Origin of the sequence: Aeromicrobium stalagmiti (assembly GCF_013283745.1) — a bacterium.
GTDB classification, from domain to species: domain Bacteria; phylum Actinomycetota; class Actinomycetes; order Propionibacteriales; family Nocardioidaceae; genus Aeromicrobium; species Aeromicrobium stalagmiti.
This window is the reverse complement of record NZ_JABSTZ010000004.1, coordinates 1-25,814: the sequence shown is the minus strand read 5'-3', so window position 1 is coordinate 25,814 and position 25,814 is coordinate 1. Positions and strand designations below refer to the sequence as shown.

Genomic DNA, 25,814 nt, shown 5'->3' with positions numbered 1-25,814 from the left:
GTCACCCTCCGGCGGGGCGGTCGTGCCGAGCCGCCTTCGCGCGGTACATCGCGACGTCAGCTTCGCGCACGATCTTGTCGATGTGCGCGCCGCTCTCTCCCCTGGCGACACCGATGCTGGCCGTCACCGTGATGTCGCCGTCACGCGACGGAAAGGGTGCCTCGATGAGCGTCCTCACCTTGGTGACCAGGTCGCCGACCGCCGCCTCGTCCAGGTCGACACCCATGACCAGCAGCTCGTCACCGCCGATGCGGAAGAGGCGTTCGCCACGCCCGAGTCCGCTCTCGAGTCGCTGCGCCACGTCCCGGAGCAGACGGTCGCCTGCATCGTGCCCGAGCTCGTCGTTGATCTGCTTGAACCCGTCGAGATCGATGAAGAGCACCGCGACGGGCCGCCTGTCGTCGGTCAGGCCGTCGGCGAAGGCCTGGTAGGCCGCTCGGTTGGGGACCGCCGTGAGCTGGTCGGTGAACGCCATGACGCGCAGGTGCTCCTCCGCCGCGGCACGCACCGCGTCGTCGAACATGACCGGCGTGTTGATCAGCGCCTTGTAGTTGCGGCGCAGCCCCAGGTAGGTGATTGCGACGACGGCACCGAGGATCTCGATGAGCACGTTGTGGATGCCGCTGTAGGTCTGGCGGGTCGCTTCGAGACCGGCCCTGCCGCCGCCCCCTTCCGGTATGAGCAGGTGAAGACCATGGGCCCAGTGGTGGATCGCACAGCTGGCGAAGATCATGCCTGTGGCCAGCGCCAGCCGGTTGGACCGCAGCTGTCTCGTCCGCACCAGGCCGGTGAAGATGAGGGCGGAGATCACGACGTACGCGACGGCGATCACCATGTTCAAGACGACCACCAGCGCCCACGTCATCTGCTGAAAGTAGCGCCGCGTGAGGTCGTCCCGACAGTGTCCGAGAGGGCGTTGACCCGATGTCCCAGCTGATTCAGGACATTGGTCCCCGTCTCTGGGGTCCCATCGGGCCATCGACGGGAACTCTTCGGCCGTGAGACCAGTTGGACAGGACAAGGAGGAATCATCCATGAAGTGCCCGACTGACAACGCGACGCTCGTCATGAGCGAACGTTCCGGCATCGAGATCGACTACTGCCCCGAGTGCCGGGGTGTGTGGCTCGACCGGGGCGAGCTCGACAAGATCATCGACCGCGCCACCGCCGACGTGCCGGCTCCGGCGCCCGCTGCAGCACCTGCACCTGCACCGCAGCAGTACGCCGAGCCTCGGTACGACGACCGGCAGCGCTACGGACAGCAGCCGTACGGCCAGCAGCCCTACCGCAAGAAGAAGAAGGAGCACTGGCTCTCCGAGCTGTTCGACTGAGCCGGAATATCCGGACCGGCTCCCCCGGTTGGACCTGACATGAAGATCTTGCTCACCGGGGGAACCGGTCTCATCGGATCAGCCGTTCTCGATGCCCTCGTCTCTGCGGGCCACCAGGTCACGGCGATCGTCCGCAGCCAGTCGTCGTCGCTCAAGGTCAGCGACCAGGGCGCCACCGGCATCATCGGCGACCTTTTCGACGCCCCGTGGCTCGCCTCGGAGCTCCGCGGTCACGACGCCGCCATCCACACCGCCGCCGGCAGCGACGAGCGAGACCCCGACCTCAACGACGCCGTGATCGCCGCGGCGCTCGACGCCTTCGGCGGCACCGACAAGCCGTTCGTGCACACCGGCGGCATCTGGATCTACGGCGACAACCCCTCCATCTCGGAGACCGACGAGCCGCAGCCGGCGACGCTCACCGCATGGCGGCTGGCCGGCGAGCAGCGCGTGCTCGACGGTGACATCAAGGGCTCCGTCGTCCAGCCGGCGGTCGTCTACGGCCGCGGCGCAGGCATCCCCGCCATGCTGGTACAGGCGGCCGCTGAGGACGGCATGCTGACCCTGATCGGCAGCGGCGACCAGCACTGGACGACGGTGCACGTCGACGACCTGGCCGACCTCTACGTCCGCGTGCTCGAGCAGGCACCGGGCGGCAAGGCCTACGTGGCTGCCAGCGGCGTCAACCCCACGGTGCGCGAGCTCGGCGAGGCCCTCACCGACACCGTCACGCCGGAGTCCGCCGAGGCGACGGTCGCCCGCCTCGGCCTGTTCGGCGAGGCCCTGCTGCTCGACCAGCAGGCGTCCGGCGAGCGGGCCAGGTCCGAGCTGGGCTGGGCCCCGAGCCGTCCGTCGCTCGTCGAGCAGCTGACCGAGGGCTACACCGACGCCGAGTGACCCTGCATCCTGACGGCATGTGGATCGGTTGGCTGGAGCTCGACCTCCTGCTCGGTGACGTGCACTCGCTCAAGCAGAAGCGATCGATCGTCCGGCCGATCGTGGCCGACCTGAGACGGACCTTCGCGGTGTCGGTGGCCGAGACCGGAGGCCTCGACCTGCATCGCCGTGCAGGCATCGGCGTGAGCCTGGTGGCGGCTGACCGTCGGCACGTCGTCGACGTGCTCGACCGCGTGGAGGACTTCGTCGCGCGCCGGCCGGAGGTCGACCTGCTATCAGCCGGACGGGGCCTGGTCACCAGCTCGGACGAGTAGGCGTGGACAGGCGGAAGGGGAGCGACCGGGCGGTCGCTCCCCTTCCGTCACGCTGCTTCGGCGCTAGGCGCGTCCTCCGAGAAGACGACGGACGCCTGCCACGACCCGTGCGACGACGCCGCGCAGACCGGTCAGGGCCGCCTCTGCGACGGGCAGCTGCTGCACCGCCCGCGGCGGAAGGGCCAGCGCGTACGCCGGTCCCGCCCCGGCCGAGAACGCGTGCACGACGGGACGACGGCTCATCAAGATGATGATTCCGGCAGCCGTCATGGACCCGCCCAGGAGCAGGAACCAGAGCGGCACACCGCCCGTGTCCGGCAGGAGGTCGTTCTCACGCACCGGGTCGGACGCCGCCGCGGCCACGTCACTGCTCGGCGTGTCGCCGCCGAAGCTGCCCTCGCCCGGGTCGTTGTCACCACCACCCGACCCGACGCACTCGACGGATGTGGGATCTCCAGCGTCACCGCTGAAGACCGTCTGGACGTCGTCCGCGAGGAAGAATCCATCGGCCGCCGAGGCCGTGATCTCCCACGGTCCCGCCAGCCCGTCACCGACCGTGTAGGCGTAGACGACGCCCTCGATCGGCGTCGGCGTCGGCGCCTGCGCCCCGTCACACGTCTCCGCCGTCGTCACCGCGGGCGTCACGCACCGCGAAGGATCTCCAGCGTCACCGCTGAAGACCGTCTGGACGTCGTCCGCGAGGAAGAATCCATCGGCCGCCGAGGCCGTGATCTCCCACGGTCCCGCCAGCCCGTCACCGACCGTGTAGGCGTAGACGACGCCCTCGATCGGCGTCGGCGTCGGCGCCTGCGCCCCGTCACACGTCTCCGCCGTCGTCACCGCGGGCGTCACGCACCGCGAAGGATCTCCAGCGTCACCGCTGAAGACCGTCTGGGCGCCGTCGGCGAACTCGAACGTGTCGTTCAGCAGCGTGGCCGTGATCTCCCACGGTCCGGTGACTCCGTCGCCGGTCGTGAAGGAGTAGACGACCCCGGCGACCTCGGCGATGACCGGGCGCTCGCCGCCGTCGCACACGTCAGTCGTGGTGACGAGCGGCGTCACCTCGGTCGCCAGGCCGTCGGTGGGCGCGCAGCCGTTGGCGAGGATCAGCTGACCGGCCGCGTCCCAGTTCTGGCCGGGGTAGTCGACACCCTCGTAGGTGTAGGGCGGGATGATGTCGCCCCACTCGATCTGCTGCGCCTTGAGCGTCGGGTTCCAGAGGGGCCCCTCGTGCTCGGAGTCGTGGCCGTTCGCGAATGCGGCGACGGCCGGGCCGATCGAGACGTACGGCTTGACGTTGCTGTTGGTCCGGTGACAGATCGTCAGGTCGACCGTGTCGCACTGCTCGCCGGTCAGCTCGTCCTGAGGAGTGAACTCCGTGAAGACCAGCAGCAGGGGGTTGGTCAAGTAGTAGCCCGGCGCCGGGATCGCGGTCACGTAGTGACTCCCCATGATCACGATGTCCGCGTAGAACACGTTGTCGGTGTCCGCCAGCGTGAAGGTGCCGTCGGCCGAGCACGTCGCGTCGCTCAGGGTCGGAAGCTCGGCGGTCGCCGGCTTCAGGCCGCCGATGACACACTCGGCGCCGGTCACCTGGGGCAGGACGGTGACGGACTCCTCGTAGTCAGGGTTGGTCAGCACGAACCCGACGGCTGCCGAGGCCGTGACCGTGTAGGTCCCCGGGCCGGTGCCATCAGGGGAGCTGGAGTAGATCACGCCGGTCGTCGTCGGCAGGACGAGCGAACCGTCAGCCCCGCACGTCGGCGCGATCGTGGTCGGCGCGACAGCGGTCGCCGACGTCAGCTGCACGGGCGGCTGACCCACGGGGGCACAGCCGTTGTCGTAGATGGCCTGTCCGGCCGTGGTCCAGTTGAGCCCCGCGAAGCTGGTGCCGTTGAAGGTGAACGGCGGGATGATGTCGCCCCATCCCGCGGGTCCCCCAGCCACGAACACGGGCCCGGTGTGGCCTGCGTGGCCGTTGAGGTCGGCGCTCTGGTTGGGCGAGTTCTCGATGTACGGGTTGCTCTGCGACGCAGTGGCGTGGCAGATCTTGATCTTGACCGGGGCAGCAGCGACCTTCTTGGTCGACTGCTTGACGGCGCGTTCCTGCGAGGCCGGCTCCTCCGCCGGCGTCTCGTCGGCGCGCGGCTCCTCCGCCTCATCGGCGACCGGCTCCTCCGCCTCGTCGACGGGCGGCTCCTCCGCCTTCTCGACGGGCGGCTTCTCCGCCTTCTCGACGGGCGGCTTCTCTGCCTCGTCGACGGCCGGCGCAGGCGCGCTCTCGGGCTGCTGCTCGGGGGGAGGAGCCTCCTCCGGCGCAGGAGCCTTCGGCGGCTCGTCGGCGGGAGCCTTGGGCTCTGACGGTGCTGCAGCGACCTGCTCGGTCGCATCGTCCCCCTCGGCGGCCACGGCAGGCTGCCCCAGGAAGACGGTGCCGGCCAGGATGGCCAGCACCAGGAGGATCTTCTTCATCGTGACCACGTCCAGTTCCCCCTGCCAGGAGATGCACCGGGAGCTCCCCGGCACACGGCTGCGACACAGCAGAGGAATGTGTCAGCCTTTCGAGAGACAACCTGAGACACCCGTCCGGGTTACGCCGGAACTGGCTGATAAGCGCAGTAATTGCAGGAAAATTGACAAATGGCTCGACTGGACTATCCGGAGTGGTCACGATGAACCATGAGACCTGGCCGGCACTGCCCAGGGCCCGATGGGTCACTCGGGCCATGCCGGATCAGTGGACGAGTCGGTAGCCGATGCCCGGGTCGGTCAGGAAGATCGTCGGCCGCGACGGGTCGACCTCGAGCTTGCGGCGCAGCTGGGCCAGATAGACCCGCAGGTAGTTGGTCTCACGGTCGTACCCGGGCCCCCACACCTCGTGCAGCAGGTCGGACTGGCGCACGAGCCGACCCTCGTGCCGGGCCAGCACCTCGACGATGTGCCACTCCGTCGGCGTCAGGCGCACCTCTTCACCGCCACGCACCGCCTGCCGCTCGGTGACGTCGAGGCGTATGTCGCCGACCTCGACCACGAGCGGCGCGTCCTCCGCACCGCTGCGGCGGATCGCGGCGCGCACCCGGGCCAGGAGCTCCTCCATGTCGAAGGGCTTGGTCACGTAGTCGTCGGCTCCCTCATCGAGCGCCTCGACCTTGTCGTCGGACTCGTGCCGGGCCGACAGGACGACGACGGGCACCCGGGTGAAGCCGCGCAGCTGCTTCAGGACCGTCACGCCGTCGAGATCGGGCAGACCCAGGTCGAGGATCACGACGTCAGGTATCCGCTCGTCGACGATCTGCAGCGCAGAGCGACCGTCGCCGGCGGTCTCGACGTCGTAGCCGCGAGCCCGCAGGTTGATCGACAGGGTGCGCAGGATCGCCGGGTCGTCGTCGACCGCGAGCACGAACGTCACGACAGCCCTCCTGTCAGCGGCAGGTCGAGGACGAACGTCAACCCGCCTCCGGGCGTGTCCTCGGCGGTCAACGTACCGCCCATGGCCTCGGCGAGCCCGCGCGCCACCGCGAGGCCCAGACCGACGCCTTCGCCGCGGGGCACGTCGCCCAGGCGCTGGAACGGCTCGAACAAGCGGTCACGCTGGTCGGGCGGGACGCCCGGGCCGGTGTCGACCACGCGGATGGCGGCCCGGCCACCCACCGCGGCCACGTCCACCCGGACGGGACTGTCGGCCGGCGCGTAGGTCAGTGCGTTGCCGACGACGTTCGCCAGCACCCGCTCGAGCAGACCCGCGTCGGCCGCGACGAACGTCGCAGCGGGGTCGACCACGACCGAGACCCGTGAGCTGCCACCCAGCGACGCGAGGGCGGCCCGCACCGTCGCCTCCAGCTCCACCTCGTCGACATGGGCCGTCACCGCTCCCATCCGGAGCCGACTCATGTCGAGCAGGTTGGCCACGAGGTCGTCGAGGCGGTCGGCGCCCTCCTCGACCGTGGCGAGGAGGGCCTCCTCGTCCTCCGGCGACCAGTCGATGTCGGTGTTGCGCAGGCTGCTCACGGCCGCCTTGACGGCGGCGAGCGGCGAGCGGAGGTCGTGCGACACCGCAGCGAGGAGGGCGGTCCGTGTCTGGTCGGCCTCTGCGAGCACCCGGCGCTCGCTGCTCTCCTTCGCTGCCCGGCGCCGCTCGGCCAGCACCGAGGCATGCGCGGCGTACGCCTTGAGCAGGCGCTGGTCGCCTGCGGCCAGGGTGCGGCCGACGAGCACCAGGCTCGTGTCGTCGTCGACCTGCACGACGACGTCGGCGTCGTCGATCTGCGTCACCGGATCGCCGTGCGACGCGACGACCTCGCCGTCGGTGCCCACGATCGCGGCGCCCCGCATGCCGAAGAGCTCGCAGGCGCTGGCGAGGAGCGCGCGGATGTCGCCTGCGTGCAGGAGGCCGTGCGAGAGGACGGTCAACGCGTCCGCCTCCGCTGACGCCTTCTCGGCCTGCGCCGTGCGTCGTGCCGCCAGGCCGACGACCGACGAGACCCCGACCCCGACGGCGATGAACAGCACCACGGCGAAGGCGTTCTCACCGCTGGCGATCGTGATGGTCCTCAACGGTGGCGTGAAGAAGAAGTTGAGCGTGAACCCGCCGATGAACGAGCAGACGACCGCCGGCCAGCGTCCACCCACGATCGCCGTTGCCACCACCAGCGCCATGAACAGCATCGCCTCGGTCGGCAGGCCGTGGAAGTCGGGCGTGACGAGCAGCAGCACGGACAGGGCGAACGGTCCGAGCACTCCGACGAGGTAGCCGTAGAGACGGCGGCGCCGGCTGAGCGCCGGTGTGGCACGGACGTTCGCCTTGGTCCGACGAGCCTGGTCGTGCGTGACGATGTGGACGTCGATGTCGCCGGACTCGGCGATGACGATCTCGCCGATGCCGGGATTGACCAGGGTCGAGACGCGACCGCGCCGGCTCGCCCCGATCAGGACCTGGGTCGCGTTCTCTGCCCGCGCGAAGTCGAGGATGGCGGTCGCGGTGTCGTCGCCGATGACGGTGTGGAAGGTGCCACCCATGTCCTCGGTCATGGTGTGCAGCCGGTGCAGCCGCGCGGGGTCCATCTGCAGCAGCCCGTCGCCCCGGGTCACGTAGAGCGCGAGCCACTCCCCTCCGCCCGTGCGCGACGCGATGCGGGCCGCGCGGCGCAGCAGCACGTCGGACTCCGGACCGCCCGTGACCGCGACGACGATGCGTTCGCGGGCCGCCCAGGTCGAGTCGATCTCGTGCTGGGCGCGATACCGGCCGAGTCCCTCGTCGACCCGGTCGGCCAGCCACAGCAGCGCCAGCTCGCGCAGCGCCGTGAGGTTGCCCTCCCGGAAGAACTGCGACAGGGCGGAGTCGACCTTGTCGGGCGCATAGATGTTGCCGTGCGCCATGCGCCTGCGCAGCGACTGCGGGCTCATGTCGACCAGCTCGATCGCGTCGGCCTGCCGCACCACCGTGTCGGGCACGGTCTCGCGCTGCCTGATGCCGGTGATCGACTCGACGACGTCGTTGAGCGACTCCAGGTGCTGGATGTTGACGGTCGTGATGACGCAGATGCCGGCGGCGAGCAGCGCCTCCACGTCCTGCCAACGCTTCTCGTGCAGTGATCCCGGGACGTTGGAGTGCGCCAGCTCGTCGACGAGCGCGACCTCCGGCGCCCGGGCCAGCAGGCCCGCGAGGTCGAGCTCCTCCTGGGCGGTGCCCCGGTGATCGATCACGAGCCGCGGCAGCACCTCCAGGTCGCCGATCTGCTCGGCCGTGCGGGTGCGTCCGTGCGTCTCGACGAGCCCGATGACGACGTCGGTGCCCCGCTCAGCCCGCCGCCTGCCCTCGTCGAGCATCGCGTACGTCTTGCCGACCCCCGGTGACGCACCGAGATAGACGCGGAGGATTCCTCGGGGACGGGTTGCGGGCTCCACGGTCTCAGTGTGCACCCGACGCTCGCCTCGCCGACGAAGGAGCGCGGACAGAGCTGTTGACGTCAGTCTTGCAGATGCCTCGGACACTCAATTCTTGCTGAAACGACAGCGAATTATCTGGGCCACACTCTTGCTATCGAACATCTGTTCGAGTAGTGTTAAGTCATGAATCCGCAGCCGACGATCGAGGCGATGCGCACCGCTGCGCAGGTCCTGTCGTCCGGTGACGTGCGGGAGAAGCTTCACGCCCTTCAAGAGGTCCAGGACGCTGTTGATGCGGCGAAGTCGATGTTGCTGGCGGAGCTGCAGGCGTCGAAGGAGTTCGAGCTCGATGGTGCGTCGACCCTGAATGCGTGGGTCCGCAACCAGCTGCGGTTGAAGCCCGGCCAGGCCAGCATCTTGGTCAGGAACGTTCAGGTGTTGGGTGACTTGTCGTTGGTGGCTGAGGCTGCTCTGGCGGGCAAGATGTCCGCGGCTCATGTGGCGGTGTTCGCCTACGGTTTGCGGCACATCGGTTTGGAGTCGATGCGTGAGTTCGAGGCCGAGTTCGTCGACGTCGCGTTGGCTCGTGCGCCGGGGGACTTGTTCGAGGCGGTCAAGCATCTGCAGGACGTGCTCCATCCCGAGGACCTGGATGAGAAGTATCTCGATGGCATGGAGAAGGAGGACTTCTCCATCGACGCACTGCCCGACGGTTTCCACGTCACGGGGTTCTTGAACACGGTGACCGGTTCGAAGCTGAAGAGAGCCATCGATGCTCTGTCGGCACCCACGGGGGTGGATGACACCAGGACCGGGGCCGAGCGACGGGTCCAGGCCGTCGACGACCTCGCCTCTGCGTTCCTCGGTTCAGGACTGCCGGCCGACAAGGGCGTGAAGCCCCACATGTCGGTCTTCGTCGACGCCGAGACCTTGGCCGCTGCTGCGGCCCATGTCGAGCAGACCACCAAAAAGCCCTACCTGAATCCGCCTCCGATGCCGGCGACCGAGCCCGCTGTGCTGGCCGGTCACGGTGCGATCGGCCCACAGCTGCTGATGATGCTGACCTGCATGGCTGCTGTGACGCCGATCGTGATGAAGGACGGCCAAGCCGTCCAGTCACAGATCTTGAACGTCGGCACAGCGATGTATTCGCCGAACCTGCGGCAGCGCAAGGGTGTCATCGCTCGGCAGATGGGCGAGTGCGCTGCACCTGGTTGCAAGCAGACCCATCTGGAGATTCACCACTCGATCTGGTGGTCACTCGGTGGCCCCACCGACATCGACCTGCTGATCGGGTTGTGCACGCGCTGTCATCATCTGGTGCACCGCAACCTCCTGCAGATCAGCGGGGACGCTGTGTCCGGGTTCGTGTTCACGACCCGCGACGGCAGACGCCTACGGCGTCGACGACGAACCGGCTACCGCCGAGCCGCCTGACCAGCCACCCGCCCCCCTGGTCCGGCGGCCCACCGGCACGCCCGGGGCCGATCCGACCGTCGAGGCCCCCTGGCCGTGTGACACCCGCCCTACCCGGCAGTAACGACGCATCGGCATACTGGCAGGAGTTTTGTCCTCCGCAGACTCTGCCCAGCTAGAGAGTGAACCGCGTGCGCAATCCCCGAGCTTTCCTCCGCCCCCTTGCCGTCGGAGCACCGGCGCCCGTCGCGGACATCCCGTTCCGCCCGAGCCGCATGATCCACTTCTTCGACCCGAGCAACCCCAAGATGGCCGAGAAGGTCCCGGACATCGCCACGAAGGTCGACATCATCCTCGGCAACCTCGAGGACGCGATCAAGACGGAGAACAAGGAAGCCGCTCGCCAGGGGCTCGTGGACATCGCGAAGAGAACCGACTTCGGCCAGACCCAGCTCTGGACCCGCATCAACAGCCTCGACTCCCCGTGGGCGCTCGACGACCTCATCACGCTCGTGACCGAGATCGGTGACAAGCTCGACGTCGTCATGGTGCCGAAGGTCGAGGGCGCCCAGGACATCCACTACGTCGACCGCATCCTCGCCCAGCTCGAGGCCCGCGCCGGCCTGACCCGCCCGATCCTCGTGCACGCGATCCTCGAGACCGCCGAGGGCGTGACCAACGTCGAGGAGATCTGCGCCGCCAGCCCCCGCATGCAGGGCATCTCGCTGGGCCCGGCCGACCTCGCGGCGAGCCGTCGCATGAAGACGACCCGCGTCGGTGGCGGCCACCCCGGCTACCTCGTGCGCGAGGACCCCACGGGCGACGACCTCACCCAGGGCCGCGCGACCTACCAGCAGGATCTGTGGCACTACACGATCGCCCGCATGGTCGACGCCTGCGCCGCCAACGACGTGCTCCCGTTCTACGGACCGTTCGGTGACATCAAGGACGTCGTGGCCTGCGAGGACCAGTTCCGCAACGCCTTCCTGCTGGGCTGCGTCGGCGCGTGGAGCCTGCACCCGGTGCAGATCGACATCGCCAAGCGCGTCTTCTCGCCCGACCCGGCCGACGTGGCACACGCCAAGGAGGTCGTCGCGGCGATGGGCGACGGATCGGGCGCCGTGATGATCAACGGCAAGATGGAGGACGACGCCTCCTGCAAGCAGTGCCTCGTCATGCTCGACCTCGCCAAGGCCCTGGCCGAGCGCGATCCCGAGCTCGCCGCCGCCTACGACCTCTGAGGACTTCCCATGACTGACCTGAAGCTCCGCCCCCGCCGTTCCGTCCTCTACATGCCCGGCGCCAACGAGCGCGCCCTCGAGAAGGCCAAGGGCATCGACGCCGATGCCCTGATCCTCGACCTCGAGGACGCGGTCTCCCCTGACGCCAAGCCCGAGGCCCGCGACCGCGTGTGCGCGGCCGTCCAGTCCGGCGAGTACGGGCACCGCGAGCTCGCGATCCGCGTCAACGGGATCGGTACCGAGTGGCACGACGCCGACATCGCGGCTGCTGCCGCCGCCGGTCCTGACGCCGTCCTGGTCCCCAAGGTCAACTCGGCCCAGGAGGTCCTCGACCTCGTCGCCGCACTGGAGGCCGCCGGCGCACCCGACAAGACCCAGCTCTGGGCCATGATCGAGACCCCCGTCGCGCTGCTGCACGCCGAGGAGATCTGCGCCGCGCACGAGCGACTCACGGTGATCGTCATGGGCACCAACGACGTCGTCAACGAGACCTACGGGCTCCACGTCCCGGGGCGCAACCCGCTGGTGCTCACGGCCCTCTCGCTCTCGCTGCTCGCGGCGCGGGCGGCCGGCAAGGTCATCATCGACGGTGTCTACAACGACGTGAAGAACCTCGAGGGCTTCGACGACGAGGCCCGTCAGGGCCGCGAGATGGGCTTCGACGGCAAGACGTTGATCCACCCCAGCCAGGTCGAGCCGGCCAACGTCGCCTTCGCCCCGTCCGCCGACGACATCGAGCACGCCGAGGCGATGATCTCGACCTTCGACGAGGCCAAGGCCGCTGGCCAGGGCGTCGTGACCTTCAACGGTCGCATGGTCGAGGAGCTGCACGTCCGCGACGCGAAGCGCATCCTCGCGTTCGCCGAGGCCATCGCCACCCGCTGACGAGACCTTTTCCGCCCTACGAGGAGAGGGTTGCCGCCCCTGGTCGGGGCGGCAACCCTCTCGTCAAGGGGCCGCAACCCTCTCCTCAGCGGGAGGGGCTACTTGTTGATGCGCATGCCGTACAGCTCGGAGTAGATCTTGGTCTTCTGCGCCTGATACTTGCGACGCTGCCGCACCGCCTCCAGGAGCACCAGACGATCGATCTCGGACAACTCGTCCCAGGCGCGCGATCCGCGGGCCCGACGGGACTCGAACAGTGCCACTGCCTTCACCCCCTCTCCATGTGTTCCTGACGTCGAGGGGTGTCCTGTCGTCTGGGTGGGATCGGTGGGGTTCTGAGCGGGCTGGGGTCGTGCATCGAGCTGGGTGGTCATAGCGCGCCTCCTTTCGGGAAGGTCGGATGGATGGGTCGAGGGACGGATGGGTTGAGGGACAACAAAAAAACCGCTTCAGATCCGAGGATCCGAAGCGGCAGAAGAGCCGACAGATGTGGGCTACTTCAGGTGCACTGCTCCGGAGGTCGGACCGGCGAAGGACGTGACGGCATCGCGTCGCGTCACGAAGGTCATCGGCGTGATGATCGACGTCATGGGTCCACCTCCTTGCGAACAGGTTCGCGCTCTGGTCAGAGCAGCTTCAGCAACGTAGCGCACCTGTGAGCGGGCTGTCCAGCCTCGACGACGAAGCGGCCGCCGGGAGCCCCTGCAGGGCTGTCCCGGCGGCCGCGACGAGTCGCGCCGGTTCTACTTCGAGAGCGTCAGCGCCCGCGAGATCGTGAAGAACAGGTCGGTCTGGTCGGTCAGGCCGACCACGTTGGCGGCCTGCGGACCGTACGCCGCGATGCGCAGCTGGCTTCCGGTGTGCTGCTGCGAGCCACCGGCGGCCGACGTGCCGTAGTTGATCGTCAACGGGCTGCCCTCGTTGGTGAGCAGGTTCGTCGTGAGACCGGGGGTCGTGCTGCCGGCCTCGACGATCTGGCTCGTGTGAGCGTGATCGGCGGTCACGATGACCGTCGTGTGACCGTCCTTCTTGGCGAAGTCGAGCGCGGCCTTGACCGCCTCGTCCAGGTCGACCGTCTCACCGATCTGGCCGCACGCGTCGGCGGCGTGATCCTGCTTGTCGATGCTCGCGCCCTCGACCTGCAGGAAGAAGCCCTTCGAGCCGGACGTGTCCAGCAGCTTGATCGACTTCTTGGTCATCGCCGCGAGCGACGGCAGCGACGACGTGCGTGCGGGGTTGGCGGCGCAGCGGGCCGGGGCCTTCTTGCCACCGTCCGGCGTCGCGGCCGGGCCGGTCCAGCGCACCGGGAAGTTGCCGGACGAGAAGAGCCCGAGCACCGGCTGCTTCTGGTCGGCCTTCTTGATCTTGTCGAGCGAGGCCAGGTCGGTCGGCAGCTGGTAGCCGCGGCGCTGGGCCTGGTCGAGCAGGGTCAGGCCCTTCCACGTGCCGGCCGTGGCCTTCTCGTTGAACGTCGCCGCGCCGCCGCCGAGGCTGACGTCGGGACGCGTCGCGAGCAGCTGCTCGGAGATCGAGCCCTTGCCGCCGTTCTCGAGGGAGGCCTCCGGGCAGGTGGCCGACGTCTTGACCGGTCCGTAGCAGGAGCGGGCCGAGATGTGCGCGACCTGGACGGCCGGCGTCGCGTCCTGCAGCTCTGCGGTGCTCACGTTGCCGGTCTTGAGGCCACGCTTCTTGGCCAGCTCGAGCAGCGTGGGCTGCGCCTTGCCGCGGATGTCGACGGAGATCGCGTTGTCGTACGTCTTGGTGCCGGTCGCCCAGGCGCTGCCGGTGGCGGCGGAGTCGGGCACGTAGTCGGTCTTGCCGTCCTTGGTGAGCGAGTACGTCGTGTACTGGCCCGTCAGCGGCAGCGCGTCGATGCCGGGGAACCGTCCGCCGGCGCCCTGCTGGTAGTCGCGCGCCGAGGTGATCTCGGAGTCGCCCATGCCGTCACCGATGAGCAGGATGACGTTGTCGGCGCGGCCACCCTTGATGGCCTTCTTGACTGCCTTGGTCTGGTCGCCGGAGAGACGTGCTGCTCCCCCGTGCTTCGAGAGGTCCTTGCCAACACCGATGGCACCTGCCGTGCCCGCACCGACGACGACAGCCGCGACGGCGAGGCTGACGACGGTGCGCCTGCTGGTCTTGCCCGTGAATGAGTTCATGCCCGCCAGACCATCGTGGCCGGATGAACGGTTGCCCAACAGCCGGCCACCCCTGGTCAACACGAACTAGTCCATCGGAACTACAGAACCGTGTGCCGTCGGAGGCGCCGGACGTCAGTCGAAGTCGAGACGCTCGTCGATCTCGTCGCGGGTGGCACCGCTGGCGTAGAGGAGGTCCGCCGCGAGCGACCGCACCTGGGCGGCGATCGCGGCGGTGTTCATCGTCATGGCACCCGGCAGCGCGGCGACCGCGATCCGTGCCGCCTCGACGAGCTGCTGTCGCGCCTCGTCGAAGTCGTCGTGCTCCGACAGGTCGTCGGCGAAGATCTCGACGGCCCGCGCCAGCGACTCCACCGCGAGGTCCATCCCGGCGGGGGCCGCCTCGCCGTGGCGCAACATCGCGGAGGTCCTCCGGGCCAGGACACGGGCATCGCGGATCGCGTTGTCGAAGTCGCGGATCGCGCCGACGTAGAGGCCGACGTGCTCGCGCTGCTTCCAGCGCATCGGCGACATGCGGGCGATCTCGGACACGTTGGCCGCCGTCGCCTCGAGCGCCTGGATGCCCGGCTGCATGTCGCGCGCCTCGTCGAGCGCCTGCTCGGCGACCGAGGCGTCATCGAGCCGCATCGCCTCGGCACAGCGCGACAGGACGCCGGCGAGACGGCGCAGCAGCACCTGCACCTCGACGTCGATGTCGCGCACCGCGTTGCGGGGCACCAGCAGGATCATCGCGAGCCCGGCACAGCCGCCGATGAAGGCGTCGAGGAACCGCGTCACCGCAGGATTGCCCGCGTTGGCCACGGGCACCACGGCCGCGAGCAGCACCGACGAGTTGGCCGCCTGGGTCATGGCCAGCCCCTTGATGCCGACGAGGGTGCTGACCAGGACCGTGAGGACGACGACGAGTGCGATCTGCCAGGTGCCACGACCGATCGCGAGGATCAGCAGCTCGCCGACCAGCACGCCCAGCGCCACCCCGATGACGAGCTCGAACAGCGTGCGCGCACGCAGGCCGGCGCCCGCGATGATGACGATGATCGCCGAGATCGGCGCGAAGAACGCCTGCGAGTGCCCCAGCAGGTGGGTCGAGATGAAGAAGGCTCCGGCGGTGGCCACGCTCAGGCGCAGCAGGAGCCGCCACCGCTTGCGCACCAGGAGCAGCCGGTCCTGCCACGTGACGACCGGGCGGCGAAGCCGGAGCCGTCGCAGCGGGACGTCGCGGAAGCCGCTCACCTCGTCATCACAGGTAGAGGCCCGTCTGCCCTTCCTCGATCCGCTCGGACGCGACGGCGTGCAGGTCGCGCTCACGCAGGAGGATGAAGTCCTCGCCGCGGACCTCGACCTCCGACCGGTCGTCGGGGTCGAACAGCACCCGGTCACCAACCTCGACGGAGCGGACGTGCGCCCCGATCGCTTCGACCCGTGCCCACGACAGACGCTTGCCCACCGCCGCCGTGGCGGGGATGACGATGCCACCCGTCGAGCGCCGGTCGCCGGCATCCTTGTCGAGGGCGACGAGGAGCCGGTCGGCCAGCATGCGGATCGGGAGCTTGCTGCTCATGGTCAGCGCAGCAGCTTGCGGATAACGACGATGCCGGCGACGACGGCGACCGCGCCACCGACGACGGGCACGATCGTGCTGAGCCGGGGCGAGCCCGTCTCGTCGACGAACCGGCCCTTCAGGTTGTCGAGACCCCGGCGCGCGATGTTCTTGGGGTTGGAGCGGTCGATCAGCTGGTCGACGGTGCCTGCCAGGCGCTCGCGGATCTGCTCGATCTCGTCGACAAGATCATCGGAATTGGCCTTCGCCACGTCGCGCCTCGCTCACCTGGGACTGTGCTCTCGGAAGATGCGCGCGGAGGTCCGGACTGCGGGCCCACACGCATACGTCAGGATAGTCGCCATGACGACGCGACTGCAGGCAGGCGACACCGCACCCGACTTCACGCTCACCAACGACGCCGGCGAGCCGGTGACGCTGTCGGAGCAGACCGGCAAGGTCATCGTCTACTTCTACCCCGCTGCCATGACGCCGGGGTGCACCAAGCAGGCGTGCGACTTCAGCGACTCGATCGACCGCCTGCAGTCCGAGGGCTACACCGTCCTCGGCATCTCGCCCGACAAGCCGGAGAAGCTGGCGAAGTTCCGCGAAAAGGACGGGCTCACGATCGGCCTGCTGTCCGACCCCGACAAGGACGTCCTGACCGAGTGGGGAGCGTTCGGCGAGAAGAAGCTCTACGGCAAGGTCGTGCAGGGCGTCATCCGCTCCACGTTCGTCGTCGAGGACGGCACGATCTCGCTCGCCCAGTACAACGTCAAGGCCACGGGTCACGTCGCCAAGCTCCGCAAGGACCTCGGCCTCGAGGCATAGAGCGGGGTCTATTCTGGGCTCCGAGTCGGTGTGGTGGAACTGGTAGACACGCAGGATTTAGGTTCCTGTGCTCTCGAGCGTGCAGGTTCAAGTCCTGTCACCGACACTCGCGGATGTTTGGCACCTCCGGTTCCGGGTAACACGACGGTCCGGGCCCTTCGGGGAGACCGGTCACAGTCGGAGGACATCTCATGCCCAACGTCGTCACCCCCTTCATGCGCAAGAAGAAGCACGGCACCATCGACCCCGCTGACGCGCGGCACCGCCGCGACGGATGGTTCGACGAGCAGGACAACTGGCACGACGCCGAGAGTCAGGCGGCCGCGACCGCCGACGGCACGACCGTGCGCTGACCCCAGCCCTTCCGGCACTTCCTGGCGGAGTCGTACGTTGTGCAGGTGAAACCTCACGACGAGTCGTCCCAGGAGAAGAGCACGCCATGAAGTCCGATCTGTTCGCCCAGGCCAATCTCGAGGTGCAGACCTCGGACCGTTTCACCTTGCAGAATCCCCGCATGCTCAAGGTGACGCTCGGCGCACCGGTGCTCGCGACCAAGGGCGTCATGGTCGCCTACCAAGGACAGGTGACCTTCGAGCACAAGTCGGCCGGCAGCATCGGCAAGCTCATGAAGAAGGTCGTCACGAGCGAGGACAACCCGCTGATGACGGTCGCGGGACAGGGCGAGGTCTTCTTCGCCGACACCGCCAAGAACGTCTTCATCCTCACCCTCGAGGGCGACGGCATCTCGATCAACGGCCGCAACCTGCTGGCCTTCGACGCCACCCTCGATCACGACATCCGTCGCGTCAAGGGCGTGGGCGTGGCCGCCGGCGGCCTGTTCAACACGATCGTCAACGGCACCGGCCAGGTGGCCCTCGTCGCCGACGGCGACCCGATGATCCTCGACTGCTCGCAGCAGCCGACCTACGTCGACATCAACGCAGCGGTCTGCTGGTCGGCCAACCTCGCACCGCAGATCCACAACAGCATGAGCATGCGCTCGTCGCTGCGCGGCGGGTCGGGCGAGGCGTTCCAGTACGCCTTCCACGGCCCGGGCTTCGTCGTGGTCCAGCCGTCCGAGGGTCCGGCCTACAACCAGGGCGGCGGGGGCAACGGCGGCAACGTCGCGGCCGCAGCGGTCGGTGGCGGCATCCTCGGCGGCATCCTCAGCTGATGCGATGACGTCGCCGGTCTACCGAGCCCCGATGCGCTCGCGACAGGACGACGTCGGCCATGCGGCGTCCGTCGAGCGTGCGCTGCGGCTCGGCCTCGTCGGCATGGGCGAGGCCACCGACGAGGGAGCCGAGCGACGTCTCGAACGACTGGCAGCGGCGCCCGTGGGTGCATTCGTCTGGACCCGCCATCCCGACGGTCGGACGTTCGTCGGACGCATCGACGGCCCGTGGCGCGAAGACCCGGGCGGCGCGGAGGTCGACCTGGTGCACGTCCGCGAGGCGACCTGGGCGGAGGTCGACCCCGCGCTCGTGCCCGCTGCGGTCGAGCAGACCTTCGCCCGGGGCGGACGCAACTTCCAGCAGATCCACCCCGGCGACGTCGAGGCGGCGACAGCCCGGGTCTGGCAGCGGCTCAGCGCCTAGCGTCCAGCAGCATCGCGGTCGAGCGGTCCAGGTGGTCGCGGACGGCCTGCTCCCCCACCCGCTGCACGTCGTCGAGATAGGCGCGGTGCTCGCGGCACAGCAGCTGCGCGTCGTAGTGGAACGCGAGCTGGCGCAGGAACAGCAGCATCTCGGCGTCGAGGCGCGCGTACGCCTCGGTGATGCGCGGGCTGCCTGCCGCCGCGACGAGCAGGCGGTGCAGCTCGGCGTGCGCCTCCTCGACGCTCCCAGTGGTCTCGAGCCGGCTGAGCGCGGCCTCCAGCGGCTCGACGACCGCAGCCGGCCAGACGTCGCCGTGCTCGACCCGGATCAGGCGCACGGCCTCGCTCTCGAGGGCGGCACGCAGCTGCTGCAGCGCCACGACGTCGGCGTCGGCGAAGGCGGCGACCCGGACGCCGCGATAGGGCTCGGACTCCAGCAGGCGCTCCGCCACGAGTCGCTCGAGCGCACGGCGGACGGTGTGCCGCGACAGCCCGTGCTCCTCGGCGATCGCCTCCTCCCTGAGCGGGGCTCCCGGCGCCAGCTCGCCCGACAGCACCCGTCGGCGCAGCGCGTCGACGAGCAGGTCAGCCCCCGTCGCCCGGGTCATGCGACGACCTCGGCGCCGCGGGCCGGACGGGCGAGGACGACGACACCTGCGAGCAGCACTGCCAGGCCCGCCCAGCCGACGGACGACAGCCGTTCGTCGAGCAGGACGAGCCCGAGGACGCAGGCGGTCATGGGCTCGACGAGGGTCAGGGTCGACACCGTCGACGCCGAGAGCGTCCTCAGTCCGTGGGCGAACAGGACGTAGGCGACGACGACCGTCACGACCGCGAGCCACAGCACCATCGCCGGGCCCGACCTCGAGGCCAGCCAGTCGAGGTCGACGAGCAGCAGGAACGGTGCGCCGAGCAGCGCCGCAGTCGCGAAGACGCTCCCGACCGCCGCCGTGGGAGTCCACCCCGTGTCGAGCAGGCGCTTGGCCGCGATCGTGTAGACCGCGTACGACAGTGCCGCTCCGAGCGAGCCGGCGAGGCCGCGGGCGCTGACGTCCTGACCCGCCCCCTCCAGCAGGCCGCTGAGCAGCACCACCCCGGCGACGGCGCACGCCGTGCCCGCGAACCAGGCGACGGGCGGGACGCGACGTGTGACCAGCCACTCGAGCAGACCGGTCATCACCGGGGCAGCCCCCAGGGTCACGACCGCCCCGATCGCGACGCCGTTGAGCCGGGCGCCGGCGAAGAACGTCGGCTGGTAGGCCAGGACCGCGGCGCCGCCGACCAGCACGTTGAGCAGCGCCGGTCGAGCCGACGGGGCGAGGACCGTCCGCGGGGCTGCTGTCCGGCGACCGGCGACCCACCACGCGACGAGGCCCAGCAACGCGCCCCCGGCCACGATGCGGGTCAGCCCGACGGCCGAGCTCGAGGCGGCGTCGGGGCCGTACGCCTGGGCCGTCCCGGTCGTGCCGAAGCACACCGCGGATGCCAGGACCAGCAGGACGGCGCGCACGCCATATTGTTACACAATCCTGGGTTCAGCCGGCGCGCGCGTCGTTCCTGCCGCTGGGCTACGGCGTGAGCTTGCCGAGCCCCTTCGAGATGTTCTTGGTCAGGACCTTGCCGATGATTCCGGCGACGCCGGGGATCGGCATGTCGAAGCCGATCGTGTAGTCGAGCAACGTGCCGCCGTCGGTCGTGGGCGTCAGGACCTGTCGTCCCCAGTGACCCTTGAGCGGGCTGCCCTTGGAGATCTTGTACTCGATCAGGGTGTGCGGCTCAGCCACCGTCGTCGTCTCGTGGAAGGCCGGCAGCGGACCGATTTTGAGGCTGCGGGTCGACCCGACGCCGTTGCGCGACGTGTCACCGTCCTTGACGCGGGTGATCTTGGCCCCGAAGACGGGTCCGAGGTTCTCGTGCTCCGCGAGCTTCTCGAAGACGGTGGCGGGATCGGACGTGTACGTGTGCGTGACGTGGACGCGCTGGGGAGTGGCCATGGTCGAGGAGTCTAGGGTGAATCCCCATGGAGCGGGAGATGACGGACGACGGCGACCGCGCCGACCTCCGCCAGCCGATCAGTGCCGGCGTCATCGCAGCACTCGTCGGGTCCACCAGCTCGTTCGCGGTCGTCCTGACCGGTCTCTCCGCGGTCGGCGCCACGGGCCGCCAGGCCGCCTCCGGGCTGCTGGTGCTCTGCCTGGCCCAGGCCGCCGGGATGATCTGGCTCAGCGCCCGCTACCGCATCCCCCTCGTCCTCGCCTGGTCCACGCCGGGCGCAGCCCTCCTGGCCGGCACCGAGGCCCTCGACGGCGGCTGGGCCGTCGCGGTCGGCGCCTTCCTCGTCGCGGGAGCCGCGTACGTCGTGACCGGGCTGTGGCCGGCGCTCGGTCGGCTGATCGCGCGCATCCCCGCGCCCATCGCGCAGGCGATGCTGGCAGGCGTCGTGCTCGAGCTGTGCCTCGAGCCGGTGACGGCACTGCGCGACGACCCGGGGGCCATCCTGCCGATCGCGGTGGTCTGGCTCCTCGGCATCCGGTTCGCCCCCCGGTGGGCCGTGCCCGCCGCGTTCCTGGCCGCCGGGGTCGTCATCGGCGTCGACATGGTGCGCCAGGGCACCTCGATCCCGGCCTCGTCGCTCGTCCCGCACCTGTCGTTCACGACGCCGGAGTGGAGCTGGGCCGCCATGGTGGGCATCGCCCTGCCGCTCTACATCGTCACGATGGCGTCGCAGAACGTCCCGGGCGTCGCGATCATGAAGTCCCTCGGCTACGACGTCCCCTGGCGCGGCACGATCGTGACGGCCGGCGTCGCGACCGTCGCCGGCGCTCCGGCGGGCGGGCACTCGGTCAACCTTGCCGCGATCAGCGCCGCCCTTGCTGCCGGCCCACCGGCCGGGCCCGACCCGAGACGGCGGTGGGTCGCCGCCCAGTCGGCCGGCTGGACGTACGTCGTCATCGCCGCTGCGTCGGCCGCCCTCGTCGCGCTGGTCGCCGTCGCACCGGCCGGCGTCATCGCGACCGTCGCGGGGCTCGCCCTGCTCGGCACGCTGGCCGACGCGCTCGAGGGAGCAGTCTCCGAGCGAAGGGGGCGCGAGGCGGCCGTCATCACGTTCCTCGTCGCTGCCTCGGGCATCACGGCGCTCGGCATCGGCTCCGCCTTCTGGGCACTCGTCGCGGGCCTCGTCGTCCACCTCGTCCTCGACCGGAGACCCGCCTGATGTTCCGCATCCTGTTCTACGAGCCCCGCATCGCCGGCAACACCGGTGCGGCGATCCGCCTCGCCGCCGTGACCGGGGCCGAGCTGCACCTGGTCGAGCCGCTCGGCTTCGACCTCGAGGAGTCCAAGCTGCGCCGCGCCGGCCTGGACTACCACGACCTTGCCGTCATGACGGTCCACGCCGACCTGGACGCCGCACTCGCAGCCCTCTCCCCCGCCCGGGTCTTCGCCTTCACGGCCAAGGGCGAGGACGTCTACACCGACGTCGCCTACGAGCCCGGCGACGTCCTGATGTTCGGGCCGGAGCCCACCGGACTGCCGCCCGAGGTGCTCGACGACCCCCGGGTCACCGCCCGCGTCCGGCTGCCGATGCTGCCCGGTCGCCGGTCGATGAACCTCGCCAACACCGCCTCCGTCGCGGTCTTCGAGGCGTGGCGCCAGCAGGGGTTCGCCCTGCCCGACTGATCCCCGATGACCTGCACGAACCAGCACGCATGGTCCCTGTGGATGATCTTGGGTGACTTTTGTGTTGACTTCGGCACATCGGCGAGACGGGGGCCGGAACCGGACATAGAGTTGCGCTCTCTCGGGAGGAAGAAAGAGCACCATGACCATGTCCAGGACCGCGCTGCGCAGGCCGGTCTTCATCGCGTTCGCACTCGCCCTGGTCCTCGGACCGTTCGTCGCCTGGCAGGGCGCCCAGGGTGGTCAGACCCATCAGGAGTCGGCGCTGGCGCCGCAGGGCATCGTGGTCGTCGGCGACTCCATCACCGCCCGCTACAACAACAGCCCCGGTGACGCCGACCAGGGCTGGTGGAGCATCGTCGGGCACCGCTTCGCCGCCGACGTGAAGACCTATGCGCAGTCGGGCTCGGGCTACCTGCGCCCCGGGCACCGGTGCGAGGGCAACCGGTTCATCGACCGCACCCAGGTCTACACCGCGGAGGCCCCGTCGATCCTGTTCGTCGAGGGCGGCCGCAACGACTGGGCCCGCTGCGTCGACGGCGTGTTCGTTCCCGCGACCGACGCCGAGGTCGACCACGCGGTCGACACCTACCTCGACACCCTCACGACGTTCGTGCCGCGCTCGACCCGCATCATCGTGCTCGGCCCGCCGTGGGGACCGCTCGACCGCGAGAACGGCGTCCGGATCACCCGCATCGTCCGCGCGCAGGCCGAGGCCCACGGCTTCGAGTTCATCAGCACGGCCGGCGCCCTCACGGCCGCCCGGGTCGTCGACGGCGTGCACCCCAACCGCGACGGCAGCGCCGCCATCGCGCGACGGGTCATCCGCGCCCTCGAGTGACGTCTGTCGGAGTGGTCGTCAGCCGATGAGGGCGTCGACCACCGACGGGGCGATGGCGGCCAGCGCCTTCCCCCGGTGGCTGATGCGGTCCTTCTCGCCCGGATCGAGCTCGGCGGTCGAGACGTCGTAGCCGTCGGCGGCGAACAGCGGGTCGTAGCCGAAGCCGCCGCCCCCGTGCTCGGCCTGCAGGATGCGGCCGGCCATCTCACCGTGCTCGACCAGCTCGCGTCCCTCGGGGGTGCACAGCGCCATGGCGCAGCGGAACTGTGCCGTGCGGCGCCCCTCCGCCACGTCGGACAGCTGGCTGAGCAGCAGCCGGTTGTTGGCCGCGTCGCCGCCCTCGTCCTTGGGCACGCCCGACCAGCGGGCCGACAGGACGCCGGGCATGCCGTTGAGCGCGTCGACGCACAGGCCCGAGTCGTCGGCGAGCGACGGCAGGCCTGTGGCCGCAAGCGCCGCCCGCGCCTTGATGAGGGCATTGCCCTCGAACGTCGGCTCGGTCTCGGCCGGCTCGGGATAGGCCGGGAAGTCGCCGAGCCCCAGCACCTCGATGCCGGGCACCAGCGGCTCGAGGATGCGGCGCAGCTCGGCCAGCTTCTTGGCGTTGTTGGACGCCAGGACCACGCGGCTCATCGACCTGCCCTCATCGACCCAGCGCCTCGTTCTGCAGACGCGTCAGGTCGACGCACCCCTTCGCGGCGAGCTCGAGCAGCGCGTCGAGCTCGGCCTTGTCGAACGGCGCACCCTCGGCGGTGCCCTGCACCTCGACGAACTTGCCGGAGCCGGTCATCACGACGTTCATGTCGGTCTCGGCCCGGACGTCCTCGACGTACGGGAGATCGAGCAGCGGGACGCCGTCGATGATGCCGACGCTGATCGCAGCGACCGACTCGACGAGCGGCTCGCCGGCAAGGGCGCCCTTGGCGCGCAGGTGCTCGACGGCGTCGGCCAGCGCGACGTACGCACCGGTGATCGCGGCCGTGCGGGTGCCGCCGTCGGCCTGCAGCACGTCGCAGTCGATCGTGATCGTGTTCTCGCCGAGCGCCTGGTAGTCGATCGCCATGCGCAGCGACCGGCCGACCAGACGAGAGATCTCGTGGGTGCGTCCGCCGATGCGGCCCTTGACCGACTCGCGGGCCGAGCGGTCGTGCGTCGCCTGCGGGAGCATCGCGTACTCCGCCGTGACCCAGCCGAGGCCGGAGCCCTTGCGCCAGCGCGGGACACCCTCGCTCGCGCTCGCAGCGCACAGCACCTTGGTCTTGCCGAACTCGATGAGGCAGGAGCCCTGCGCGTGGTCGAGCCAGTTGCGGGTGATGGTCACGGGGCGGAGCTGATCGGCGGCGCGGCCGTCTTCACGAGTCATGCTGCGAGCCTATCGGGCACCAGCGACCCCGCCGGGGACGGTCAGAGGTCGTAGGTGGAGCCGGCGGTGACGATCTCGTAGGGCCCGTCCCACGTGCTCTTGACGTCGGACTCGACCTCGGCCGCGTCGGTCCACGTCGGGATGTGGGTCACGAGCAGGCGCCCGACGTTGCAGCGTGTCGCGTACTCCCCTGCCTCCGCACCCGTCAGGTGCAGGTTGGGCGGGTTGGTGCCGGACTCGACGAACGAGGCCTCGCACAGGAACACGTCGACACCGTCGACGATGTCGACGAGCGCCTCGGTCGGCCCGGTGTCGCCGGAGTAGGCCAACGAGTGCGTCTTCGTCTCGACGCGGAACGCATAGGCCGGCACGGGGTGGTTGACCAGTGCGGACGTCACGGTGAACGGTCCGAGCTGCACCGTGCCGCCGTCCTGCCACGGGCTGAAGTCGAACTGCTCGCGCATCCCGGTCTGCTCCTCGATGCCGTAGGCCGCGACGAGGAAGTCACCGGCACCGTCGGGCGCGTGCACCGGGATCTGGTCGAAGGCGCCCTCGGGGTGGTAGCGGCTGACGACGTAGAAGCCCGACATGTCGAAGCAGTGGTCGGCATGCAGGTGTGACAGCGCGATCGCGTCGATGTCGCGGATGGTGCTGTAGCGCTGCAACGGGCCGAACGCGCCGCTGCCGAGGTCGATGAGCAGGCGGTAGGTGCGCCCCTCGAAGGGCGCCTCGACCAGGTAGCAGCTGGCGGGCGAGTCGGGCCCCGCGAACGACCCGGCGCAGCCGACGACGGTGAGCTTCATGCCGGACGTGGTCATGCGACCCCCACCCAGGAGAACTGGCGGGCGTTCTCGACCTCGGGGCCGAGGAAGCGACGGGCGAGGGCCGTGAACTCCTCGGGGCGTCCGGTCGTCAGGAACCCGTGGGCCGGAGCCGGGAGGGCCGCGTCCCGCTCGAGGCCTTCGCGGACCAGAAGCGCATAGACGTCCTTGGCCGTCTCCTCGGCGCTCGAGACGAGCGTCACGCCGTCACCCATGACGTAGGAGAGTACGCCCGTCAGCAACGGATAGTGCGTGCAGCCGAGGACGAGCGTGTCGATACCGACCTCGATGAGCGGCTGGAGATAGCCCTCGGCCACCGCCAGCAGCTCAGGGCCGCTCGTGACGCCCTGCTCCACGAGGTCGACGAAGCGCGGGCAGGCCTGCGTGTGCAGGGTGATGCCCGGATTGGCCGCGAAGGCGTCGTCGTAGGCGCGGGACGTCGCCGTCGCCTCGGTGCAGATGACACCGATCGTGCCGTTGCGCGTCGCGCTGACGGCCCGTCGGGTCGCCGGGACGATGACCTCGACGACGGGCACGTCGTAGCGCTCGCGGGCGTCGCGCAGGACGGCGGCGCTGGCGGAGTTGCAGGCGATGACCAGAGCCTTGACCCCCTGGGCCACGAGGTGGTCGAGGCACTCCAGGGCGTACTCGCGGACCTCGGAGATCGGCTTGGGGCCGTAGGGCTGTCGGGCCGTGTCGCCGAGGTAGAGGATCGGCTCGTGCGGAAGCTGGTCGAGGACGGCACGCGCCACCGTCAGGCCACCGAAGCCTGAGTCGAAGATGCCGATTGGTGCGTCACTCACAACGTGAAAGCGTACGTGCGAGTTGTGTTACGGGAAAGTGAACGGGCCCCAGATCACATGTGAGCCCGCCCCCATTCCCGGGGTATGCGCCTAGGGCGTGTCTCCTAAAGATCGGCGTGTGAGCGCGAGATTGTTGGAGCATGTCTCGTGCAGCTCTTCTCACTGACGCTCAGTGGGCGCGGATTGAGCCGGTGATGCCGTCCTCTGATGG

General features: G+C 69.7%; 29 protein-coding genes and 1 tRNA gene. 14 read left to right on the top strand and 16 right to left on the bottom strand.

Annotated elements, in window-relative coordinates:
- Position 1: 1 nt before the first annotated feature.
- Positions 2 to 865, bottom strand: a complete 864-nt coding sequence (locus HQK15_RS14830) for a GGDEF domain-containing protein (RefSeq protein WP_173492289.1) — start codon at positions 863 to 865, stop codon at positions 2 to 4.
- A gap of 169 nt (positions 866 to 1,034) precedes the next feature.
- Between HQK15_RS14830 and HQK15_RS14825 the strand changes: the two genes are divergently transcribed.
- From HQK15_RS14825 to HQK15_RS14815, 3 genes are read left to right on the top strand one after another with little or no spacing between them, the layout of a single operon-like run.
- Positions 1,035 to 1,331 carry a TFIIB-type zinc ribbon-containing protein gene (locus tag HQK15_RS14825; protein WP_173492288.1) on the top strand — a complete coding sequence of 99 codons (297 nt, stop codon included), beginning with the start codon at positions 1,035 to 1,037 and terminating at the stop codon, positions 1,329 to 1,331.
- A 39-nt stretch (positions 1,332 to 1,370) separates the two neighbouring features.
- The gene (locus tag HQK15_RS14820) at positions 1,371 to 2,228 is read left to right on the top strand and encodes an NAD-dependent epimerase/dehydratase family protein (RefSeq protein WP_173492287.1); all 858 of its coding nucleotides are present in this window, start codon (positions 1,371 to 1,373) and stop codon (positions 2,226 to 2,228) included.
- A 17-nt stretch (positions 2,229 to 2,245) separates the two neighbouring features.
- Positions 2,246 to 2,542 (top strand): DUF503 domain-containing protein, encoded by a 297-nt coding sequence (locus HQK15_RS14815; RefSeq protein ID WP_173492286.1) that lies wholly within the window; start codon positions 2,246 to 2,248, stop codon positions 2,540 to 2,542.
- 63 nt (positions 2,543 to 2,605) lie between these two features.
- Here the strand turns inward: HQK15_RS14815 and HQK15_RS14810 are convergent, their stop codons facing one another.
- The 3 genes from HQK15_RS14810 to HQK15_RS14800 form a co-directional block, all read right to left on the bottom strand.
- Positions 2,606 to 5,014, bottom strand: a complete 2,409-nt coding sequence (locus HQK15_RS14810; protein ID WP_173492285.1) for a hypothetical protein — start codon at positions 5,012 to 5,014, stop codon at positions 2,606 to 2,608.
- A 262-nt stretch (positions 5,015 to 5,276) separates the two neighbouring features.
- On the bottom strand, positions 5,277 to 5,951 hold the full coding sequence (locus tag HQK15_RS14805) for a response regulator transcription factor (RefSeq protein ID WP_173492284.1): 675 nt from the start codon (positions 5,949 to 5,951) through the stop codon (positions 5,277 to 5,279).
- A complete protein-coding gene (locus tag HQK15_RS14800; protein ID WP_367649202.1) occupies positions 5,948 to 8,446 on the bottom strand; it encodes an ATP-binding protein in 2,499 nt (832 codons plus the stop codon). Before HQK15_RS14800 ends, HQK15_RS14805 begins: the two co-directional genes overlap by 4 nt.
- Positions 8,447 to 8,611: 165 nt before the next feature.
- Between HQK15_RS14800 and HQK15_RS14795 the strand changes: the two genes are divergently transcribed.
- The 3 genes from HQK15_RS14795 (at position 8,612) to HQK15_RS14785 (ending at position 11,970) form a co-directional block, all read left to right on the top strand.
- Positions 8,612 to 9,865, top strand: a complete 1,254-nt coding sequence (locus HQK15_RS14795) for an HNH endonuclease signature motif containing protein (RefSeq protein ID WP_173492283.1) — start codon at positions 8,612 to 8,614, stop codon at positions 9,863 to 9,865.
- 170 nt (positions 9,866 to 10,035) lie between these two features.
- The gene (locus HQK15_RS14790; protein WP_173492282.1) at positions 10,036 to 11,085 is read left to right on the top strand and encodes an HpcH/HpaI aldolase/citrate lyase family protein; all 1,050 of its coding nucleotides are present in this window, start codon (positions 10,036 to 10,038) and stop codon (positions 11,083 to 11,085) included.
- Between the two features lie 9 nt (positions 11,086 to 11,094).
- A complete protein-coding gene (locus tag HQK15_RS14785) occupies positions 11,095 to 11,970 on the top strand; it encodes an HpcH/HpaI aldolase/citrate lyase family protein (RefSeq protein ID WP_173492281.1) in 876 nt (291 codons plus the stop codon).
- A 98-nt stretch (positions 11,971 to 12,068) separates the two neighbouring features.
- Here HQK15_RS14785 and HQK15_RS14780 read toward each other — a convergent pair whose 3' ends face one another.
- The 5 genes from HQK15_RS14780 to HQK15_RS14760 all read right to left on the bottom strand — a co-directional run bounded on the left by HQK15_RS14780 (position 12,069) and on the right by HQK15_RS14760 (position 15,941).
- Positions 12,069 to 12,242: a hypothetical protein gene (locus HQK15_RS14780; protein WP_173492280.1), complete on the bottom strand. Its 174-nt coding sequence runs from the start codon at positions 12,240 to 12,242 to the stop codon at positions 12,069 to 12,071.
- Between the two features lie 471 nt (positions 12,243 to 12,713).
- On the bottom strand, positions 12,714 to 14,129 hold the full coding sequence (gene phoA, locus HQK15_RS14775; protein WP_173492279.1) for an alkaline phosphatase: 1,416 nt from the start codon (positions 14,127 to 14,129) through the stop codon (positions 12,714 to 12,716).
- A gap of 114 nt (positions 14,130 to 14,243) precedes the next feature.
- Positions 14,244 to 15,362, bottom strand: a complete 1,119-nt coding sequence (locus HQK15_RS14770; RefSeq protein ID WP_173492278.1) for an FUSC family protein — start codon at positions 15,360 to 15,362, stop codon at positions 14,244 to 14,246.
- Positions 15,363 to 15,369: 7 nt separating this feature from the next.
- Positions 15,370 to 15,690: a GroES family chaperonin gene (locus HQK15_RS14765; protein ID WP_173492277.1), complete on the bottom strand. Its 321-nt coding sequence runs from the start codon at positions 15,688 to 15,690 to the stop codon at positions 15,370 to 15,372.
- A gap of 2 nt (positions 15,691 to 15,692) precedes the next feature.
- Entirely contained in the window at positions 15,693 to 15,941 is a 249-nt protein-coding gene (locus tag HQK15_RS14760; protein WP_173492276.1) for a DUF3618 domain-containing protein, read from the bottom strand.
- Between the two features lie 91 nt (positions 15,942 to 16,032).
- Here HQK15_RS14760 and bcp point away from each other — a divergent pair, with 91 nt between their 5' ends.
- From bcp to HQK15_RS14735, 5 genes are all read left to right on the top strand, one after another.
- Positions 16,033 to 16,500: a thioredoxin-dependent thiol peroxidase gene (bcp, locus tag HQK15_RS14755; RefSeq protein ID WP_173492275.1), complete on the top strand. Its 468-nt coding sequence runs from the start codon at positions 16,033 to 16,035 to the stop codon at positions 16,498 to 16,500.
- A gap of 24 nt (positions 16,501 to 16,524) precedes the next feature.
- Positions 16,525 to 16,606: transfer RNA gene (locus HQK15_RS14750), tRNA-Leu, on the top strand.
- Positions 16,607 to 16,691: 85 nt separating this feature from the next.
- Positions 16,692 to 16,853, top strand: a complete 162-nt coding sequence (locus HQK15_RS14745) for a hypothetical protein (protein ID WP_173492274.1) — start codon at positions 16,692 to 16,694, stop codon at positions 16,851 to 16,853.
- Between the two features lie 86 nt (positions 16,854 to 16,939).
- Positions 16,940 to 17,674, top strand: a complete 735-nt coding sequence (locus HQK15_RS14740) for an AIM24 family protein (RefSeq protein ID WP_173492273.1) — start codon at positions 16,940 to 16,942, stop codon at positions 17,672 to 17,674.
- Positions 17,675 to 17,705: 31 nt separating this feature from the next.
- Positions 17,706 to 18,098, top strand: coding sequence for a GAF domain-containing protein (locus HQK15_RS14735; protein WP_254451079.1), 393 nt, complete (start codon positions 17,706 to 17,708; stop codon positions 18,096 to 18,098).
- Here the strand turns inward: HQK15_RS14735 and HQK15_RS14730 are convergent.
- From HQK15_RS14730 to HQK15_RS14720, 3 genes are read right to left on the bottom strand one after another with little or no spacing between them, the layout of a single operon-like run.
- On the bottom strand, positions 18,088 to 18,705 hold the full coding sequence (locus tag HQK15_RS14730) for a GntR family transcriptional regulator (RefSeq protein ID WP_173492271.1): 618 nt from the start codon (positions 18,703 to 18,705) through the stop codon (positions 18,088 to 18,090). The two genes, HQK15_RS14735 and HQK15_RS14730, sit on opposite strands and share 11 nt — an antisense overlap.
- Positions 18,702 to 19,607 (bottom strand): DMT family transporter, encoded by a 906-nt coding sequence (locus HQK15_RS14725; protein WP_173492270.1) that lies wholly within the window; start codon positions 19,605 to 19,607, stop codon positions 18,702 to 18,704. Before HQK15_RS14725 ends, HQK15_RS14730 begins: the two co-directional genes overlap by 4 nt.
- 58 nt (positions 19,608 to 19,665) lie before the next feature.
- Positions 19,666 to 20,091, bottom strand: a complete 426-nt coding sequence (locus HQK15_RS14720) for an SRPBCC family protein (RefSeq protein ID WP_173492269.1) — start codon at positions 20,089 to 20,091, stop codon at positions 19,666 to 19,668.
- A 26-nt stretch (positions 20,092 to 20,117) separates the two neighbouring features.
- Here HQK15_RS14720 and HQK15_RS14715 point away from each other — a divergent pair, with 26 nt between their 5' ends.
- The 3 genes from HQK15_RS14715 to HQK15_RS14705 all read left to right on the top strand — a co-directional run bounded on the left by HQK15_RS14715 (position 20,118) and on the right by HQK15_RS14705 (position 22,616).
- Positions 20,118 to 21,311, top strand: a complete 1,194-nt coding sequence (locus HQK15_RS14715) for a benzoate/H(+) symporter BenE family transporter (protein WP_254451078.1) — start codon at positions 20,118 to 20,120, stop codon at positions 21,309 to 21,311.
- Complete coding sequence (locus tag HQK15_RS14710; RefSeq protein WP_173492268.1) at positions 21,311 to 21,775, top strand: tRNA (cytidine(34)-2'-O)-methyltransferase; 465 nt, start codon at positions 21,311 to 21,313, stop codon at positions 21,773 to 21,775. The genes HQK15_RS14715 and HQK15_RS14710 overlap by 1 nt, the downstream gene beginning before the upstream one ends.
- A 142-nt stretch (positions 21,776 to 21,917) precedes the next feature.
- Positions 21,918 to 22,616, top strand: a complete 699-nt coding sequence (locus HQK15_RS14705; protein ID WP_173492267.1) for an SGNH/GDSL hydrolase family protein — start codon at positions 21,918 to 21,920, stop codon at positions 22,614 to 22,616.
- A gap of 18 nt (positions 22,617 to 22,634) precedes the next feature.
- Here the strand turns inward: HQK15_RS14705 and rdgB are convergent, their stop codons facing one another.
- The 4 genes from rdgB to murI are packed head-to-tail and all read right to left on the bottom strand — an operon-like array spanning position 22,635 to position 25,603.
- Positions 22,635 to 23,249 (bottom strand): RdgB/HAM1 family non-canonical purine NTP pyrophosphatase, encoded by a 615-nt coding sequence (gene rdgB, locus HQK15_RS14700; RefSeq protein ID WP_173492266.1) that lies wholly within the window; start codon positions 23,247 to 23,249, stop codon positions 22,635 to 22,637.
- Between the two features lie 10 nt (positions 23,250 to 23,259).
- Positions 23,260 to 23,979: a ribonuclease PH gene (gene rph / locus HQK15_RS14695; protein WP_173492265.1), complete on the bottom strand. Its 720-nt coding sequence runs from the start codon at positions 23,977 to 23,979 to the stop codon at positions 23,260 to 23,262.
- 41 nt (positions 23,980 to 24,020) lie between these two features.
- Positions 24,021 to 24,797, bottom strand: a complete 777-nt coding sequence (locus HQK15_RS14690; protein ID WP_254451077.1) for an MBL fold metallo-hydrolase — start codon at positions 24,795 to 24,797, stop codon at positions 24,021 to 24,023.
- Entirely contained in the window at positions 24,794 to 25,603 is an 810-nt protein-coding gene (gene murI, locus HQK15_RS14685) for a glutamate racemase (RefSeq protein ID WP_173492264.1), read from the bottom strand. The genes HQK15_RS14690 and murI overlap by 4 nt, the downstream gene beginning before the upstream one ends.
- Between the last annotated feature and the right edge of the window lie 211 nt (positions 25,604 to 25,814).

Coding starts and splice junctions, on each gene's coding strand:
- HQK15_RS14830 (WP_173492289.1), bottom strand. CDS start 865: ATGACGTGGGCGCTGGTGGTCGTCTTGAACATGGTGATCGCCGTCGCG.
- HQK15_RS14825 (WP_173492288.1), top strand. CDS start 1,035: ATGAAGTGCCCGACTGACAACGCGACGCTCGTCATGAGCGAACGTTCC.
- HQK15_RS14820 (WP_173492287.1), top strand. CDS start 1,371: ATGAAGATCTTGCTCACCGGGGGAACCGGTCTCATCGGATCAGCCGTT.
- HQK15_RS14815 (WP_173492286.1), top strand. CDS start 2,246: ATGTGGATCGGTTGGCTGGAGCTCGACCTCCTGCTCGGTGACGTGCAC.
- HQK15_RS14810 (WP_173492285.1), bottom strand. CDS start 5,014: ATGAAGAAGATCCTCCTGGTGCTGGCCATCCTGGCCGGCACCGTCTTC.
- HQK15_RS14795 (WP_173492283.1), top strand. CDS start 8,612: ATGAATCCGCAGCCGACGATCGAGGCGATGCGCACCGCTGCGCAGGTC.
- HQK15_RS14785 (WP_173492281.1), top strand. CDS start 11,095: ATGACTGACCTGAAGCTCCGCCCCCGCCGTTCCGTCCTCTACATGCCC.
- phoA (WP_173492279.1), bottom strand. CDS start 14,129: ATGAACTCATTCACGGGCAAGACCAGCAGGCGCACCGTCGTCAGCCTC.
- HQK15_RS14765 (WP_173492277.1), bottom strand. CDS start 15,690: ATGAGCAGCAAGCTCCCGATCCGCATGCTGGCCGACCGGCTCCTCGTC.
- bcp (WP_173492275.1), top strand. CDS start 16,033: ATGACGACGCGACTGCAGGCAGGCGACACCGCACCCGACTTCACGCTC.
- HQK15_RS14745 (WP_173492274.1), top strand. CDS start 16,692: ATGCCCAACGTCGTCACCCCCTTCATGCGCAAGAAGAAGCACGGCACC.
- HQK15_RS14740 (WP_173492273.1), top strand. CDS start 16,940: ATGAAGTCCGATCTGTTCGCCCAGGCCAATCTCGAGGTGCAGACCTCG.
- HQK15_RS14735 (WP_254451079.1), top strand. CDS start 17,706: ATGCGCTCGCGACAGGACGACGTCGGCCATGCGGCGTCCGTCGAGCGT.
- HQK15_RS14730 (WP_173492271.1), bottom strand. CDS start 18,705: ATGACCCGGGCGACGGGGGCTGACCTGCTCGTCGACGCGCTGCGCCGA.
- HQK15_RS14720 (WP_173492269.1), bottom strand. CDS start 20,091: ATGGCCACTCCCCAGCGCGTCCACGTCACGCACACGTACACGTCCGAT.
- HQK15_RS14715 (WP_254451078.1), top strand. CDS start 20,118: ATGGAGCGGGAGATGACGGACGACGGCGACCGCGCCGACCTCCGCCAG.
- HQK15_RS14710 (WP_173492268.1), top strand. CDS start 21,311: ATGTTCCGCATCCTGTTCTACGAGCCCCGCATCGCCGGCAACACCGGT.
- HQK15_RS14705 (WP_173492267.1), top strand. CDS start 21,918: ATGACCATGTCCAGGACCGCGCTGCGCAGGCCGGTCTTCATCGCGTTC.
- rdgB (WP_173492266.1), bottom strand. CDS start 23,249: ATGAGCCGCGTGGTCCTGGCGTCCAACAACGCCAAGAAGCTGGCCGAG.
- rph (WP_173492265.1), bottom strand. CDS start 23,979: ATGACTCGTGAAGACGGCCGCGCCGCCGATCAGCTCCGCCCCGTGACC.
- HQK15_RS14690 (WP_254451077.1), bottom strand. CDS start 24,797: ATGACCACGTCCGGCATGAAGCTCACCGTCGTCGGCTGCGCCGGGTCG.